Raw genomic sequence first — 4,131 nt, 5'->3', positions numbered from 1 at the left:
CCTGCCCGTGACGATTGTCGAGCTGATGAGTGTTCAGGGTTAACGTGTCGGTGGATAACAACTTGCCGTCCCGGTTATCCAGCGCGGCGTGTCGGGTGTCAATAGCCAACTGTCCGCCTTGCAGATGACCGTGGCGATTGTCCAGCGGGCCACTGGTGAGGGTCGTCTTGCCATCACCGAGAATATGGCCCTGCTGGTTATCCAGTAACTGCCCGTCAGTGTCCAGAGTCAGGGCGTCAGCGGATTGTAAGGTGCCCTCGCGGTTGGTCAGTTGTCGGCTGTGAATGTCCAGCCCGCTATTTCCGGCTATCTGGCCCTGAGTATTATTGAGTGCAGTGCTGGTCAGCGCAGTTTCGCCGTCCGCCACTATCATGCCACCGGTGTTATTGATATCGCCGGTGCGCAAAGTTAAGTGTCCGTCACTCAATAACCGGCCTGCTTTTTGGTCGGCATTGCGGGTATTGGTGAATCGGTGGCCGTGGGTATCAACGGTCATCTCGCGGCCAGCCTGTAACAACCCTGCGGTGTTATCCAGTTCGCCACTGTTGACCGTCAGCGTGTCTTCGGCTATCACCTGCCCCGCGGTATTGGTGAAGGGATGGCCTGTGGTCTGGCTATTGATATGCTGTGCCAGCAACACCCCCTGCGTGTTATCTAGAGTCTGGCTGGTCGTGGTCAGTCGGGTTTTGGCTTCAAGATGGCCGTGAGCGTTTTGAATGGCTTTGTCAACAGTGAGGGTGGCGCTGTCCCCGGTTGCCACGATGCTCCCCCGGCGATTATCCAGTTGAGTGGCGCTCAGTTGGAGCGCGTGGCCCGCTTCCAGCCGACCTGACTGATTATCCAGCGTGTCTTTGACCGCCAGTGTCAGCGAGCCTTTTTCGGCGGCCACGATGTTGCCGTGATGATTATCGACGGTCGTCGCCTTAAGGTTCAGATTACCGTTGCCCGCAATGGTGCCGTGCTGGTTATCCAGCATCCGGGTGGTGAGGGACAGGGTATCTTTGCCCTGTTGTTGCATCACGCCGCCTTGATGACTGAGGGTGTCAGCGTTGACGGTTATCTGCCCGGCCTGAGTTTCGGCGTGGTTGAGTTGCAGTTCACCGGCCTGTATCGTCAGGGCGCCATTGGTCAGTAGTTTGCCCTTATCACCCAGCCACCGTTGGGTATTGAGCGATAATTGCCCCTGACCGGCCAACTGCACCGTCCCCTGGTTGTTATCGGCCTGATGCGCGGTCAGATGCAGGTCCTCGCCCTGACTGGCAATATTGCCCTGACGGTTGTTAAGCCGGTCAGTGGTGAGGGTCAATTTCCCCTGATTGAACACTGTCCCCTCACGGTTATTCAGGGTGCGGGTATGGAGCGCCAGTTCACCGGTCCCGGTCTGGTTAATTTTTCCCTGCTGGTTGGATAAATCCGGGGTCGTCAGGTGGATTTCCTTCGCCACTAACTGGCCGCCGTCGTTGTTAAACTGGCCCGGCGTTTTCGCCGTCAAACGGTCGGCGTTGACGGTAGCGCGAGCGGTACTGATCCCCGCTTGACTGGCGGTGAGTTGAATCTGGCTGGCTGCGGTCTGGCTGTCGCTCAGGTCAATCTGTTGGCTGTGGATAGCCAGCGTATCGGTGGCCAGATTTTTGCCCTTGGCCTGAACGTGCTGCGCGGTCAGGGTCAATGAACCGGGGCGGGTAGTGTTGCCGTTATCATCCAGCCCCGCGGCCCATACGCTGTCATGGCTGCTGTGTATTGTGCCCGCGTTGACCGTGGTATCGCCGCGGGATTCCACCCGGCCCTGATTATCTAACGCGCCGCCCGCCTGTAAATTCACCGCCGATTGTGACAACAATTTACCCGTGTTCGAGATACCCGAGGAAGCCGTTAATTGCAGGGCGTCGCGGCTGCTGAGGGTGCCGCGGTTCTCTATCCGGCCATCGGCGGTGATATGGACCTCGCCGGCAGACGCGCCGATATTGCCGGCATTATGCACGCCCACCCCCGCTTCGGTGCCTATCAGCCTGATTTTATGGGCATACATGCCGCCCAGTGCCGCCACATCCAACGCAAACGCCGGGTGCTTTTCATCGTCAACCGATTTTTTCTTAATTTGCTGATGCGCCGCATCGACAATATTGCGCCCGGCGGTCACTTTCAGGTCTTGCGCGTGTAATTTGGCATTAATCGCCACGGAACGGGCAATAATATCGGTGTAACTTTGCTGTGTGCTGTCCATGCCGTGCCCGTCAATCCGCACTTCCCCCTGATTGACGTCAAACCCTTTCAACCGACCCTGTTCCATCAGCGCCTGTCCGGTGGTGAGCGTAGTGCGATGTGAGTTAATGAACCCGCAACCGTTACAGGTGATGCCCGCCGGGTTGGCAATAATCACCTCGGCTTTATGGCCGGCCACTTCAATCCAGCCATTGAGGCGACTGGGGTCATGGCTGTTGACTTCATTGAGGATAACGCTGGCGTCCCCTTTGGCTAACCACGGATTACCGGCCACCATGCCGCCGAGTTGCGTCTGGGTAGCCTGATGGCTGTTATTGAGGATAACCCCCTGTTTATCCACGTCAAACTGACGGTAAGTATTGTGAGAAACACCGTCGGCGCCGGGCGTCTGAATATTGACCTGCGGCGTGCCGTTGGCGCTGCGAATGATGGTCGGCTGCTGACGCCCCGGTGCCTGTCCGTCGGCCACAATCGCCGCCTGCGCGGTGAGAGAAATTCCGCCAAGGGCTAACAACAATCCAAACCGTAGCGCGGTGAGTCGGCAACGATGCTGCGGTGAAGACGGGCGATGAGCGCGGCGTCCGGTTCGTCCCCGTCCGGCCCGCGCTATCTCGGCCACCACCATCCACATCTGCCGGGCTTGATTAAAGATAATACGATATAACTGTTTGTTCATAACTTTTGCTCCACACAACACCACCCACTGGCAGTTTTGCTATTTAAATTAATACTGCCAATACAGGTTGAATCCGGCCGTGACGGGGGAAGTTTGGAAACAGGCGGGTTTGGACAGCGGGACGCCGACAAACAGGTCGTAGCTCACCCCTTTCAGGCTGCCGCGCCAACCCAGAGCACTCCCCGCCAGGTGTTTTCCGAGCAGCGCGTCGCTGCCCCGGCCGCCCACTTCGCCATAATCCATTGCCAGATACAGCGATTGCCCGCGCAGCGGGGTTTGCCAGTCCAGTTCGTTCCGGCTGTACCAACCCCGATCGGCGGATAAGGTCAACTCGCCATCAAAGCCGCGCACCGTCCAGCGGCCGCCAATCGAGAATCGATCCTGGGGCGTCAATGGGCTGGCGCTTATCTGACGTAAGTATTGGGTCTGATAAGAAAAGGGCTGAGAAAACAGCGTTAACGGCCCGGCAAGCGTCGCCGAGAATTGGGTGATTTTGGGTAAGGCGGTCCCTTCATTGCGGTACTCTTCCGGCGCAGGTTGCGCGCCAAACCAGCGCATGCCCTGCTGGTAAGTCACTTTGGTATCCAGCGTCGCGCTGCCGATAAAGTGGTGATGGGACAGCCCCAGCTTCCAGCCCGCGGTTTCCCGGCGCTGAACATCAACTTCGGTCTTATCAATAAAATTGCGGGACGCCCGACGATAAATTTCACCGTTGAGCAGAGTCTTTTGGTCAGCATTACGGTGCAGCACCCGGCTAAGCTGGACCGCCAGGTTTTGGCTTTTGCCCCGGTATTGGATCGCCTGATTCAGCCCGGCTATTGTCTGGGTATAATCGTAGTGACTGGCCGTCACGCTCGTCATCCAGTAGCCGAGAAGGGCACGGAGTAATAGAGCGTGTCGTTTTGGCTGCCTTTCCCGGCAGATGCGTGAATATCGCGTCCCCCGGAGAGATAGAACAGGTCGCTTAACGCCAGCGGGTTATCCAGAAAGAAGGTTAATCCGCCCTGATAACGCCCGGTGCTCTTAGAGCCGGTATCATCCAAATACGTGGCGACTCGCCAGTGCCGGGACTGACGCCAGTCCAGCACAATATCGCTCTCCCCCGGCTGCTCTGCCGGAACAATGTTCATCTCCGCCTGCACGGTCGGGAAACGTTGCAAGTTTTCCAATCCCTGTTCAATATCCCGTAAATCCAGTAGCTTGCCTTCACGCGCGGGAAAGGGGGTTATCCG

1 protein-coding gene and 1 pseudogene are annotated in these 4,131 nt (G+C 57.7%); both read right to left on the bottom strand.

Translation table 11 applies throughout. The features are described from left to right. Nucleotides 1-2,899: two-partner secretion domain-containing protein (locus LGZ98_RS23010; RefSeq protein ID WP_262978659.1), on the bottom strand; the 2,899-nt coding region annotated here is incomplete at its 3' end. Between the two features lie 48 nt (nucleotides 2,900-2,947). Continuing rightward, nucleotides 2,948-4,131, bottom strand: a pseudogene (locus LGZ98_RS23005) (ShlB/FhaC/HecB family hemolysin secretion/activation protein); the annotation flags it as partial.

Source organism: Photorhabdus kayaii (assembly GCF_025384895.1).
Lineage (GTDB): Bacteria > Pseudomonadota > Gammaproteobacteria > Enterobacterales > Enterobacteriaceae > Photorhabdus > Photorhabdus kayaii.
The sequence above is the reverse complement of the archived record's forward strand: the minus strand, read 5'-3'. Positions and strand labels throughout refer to the sequence as shown.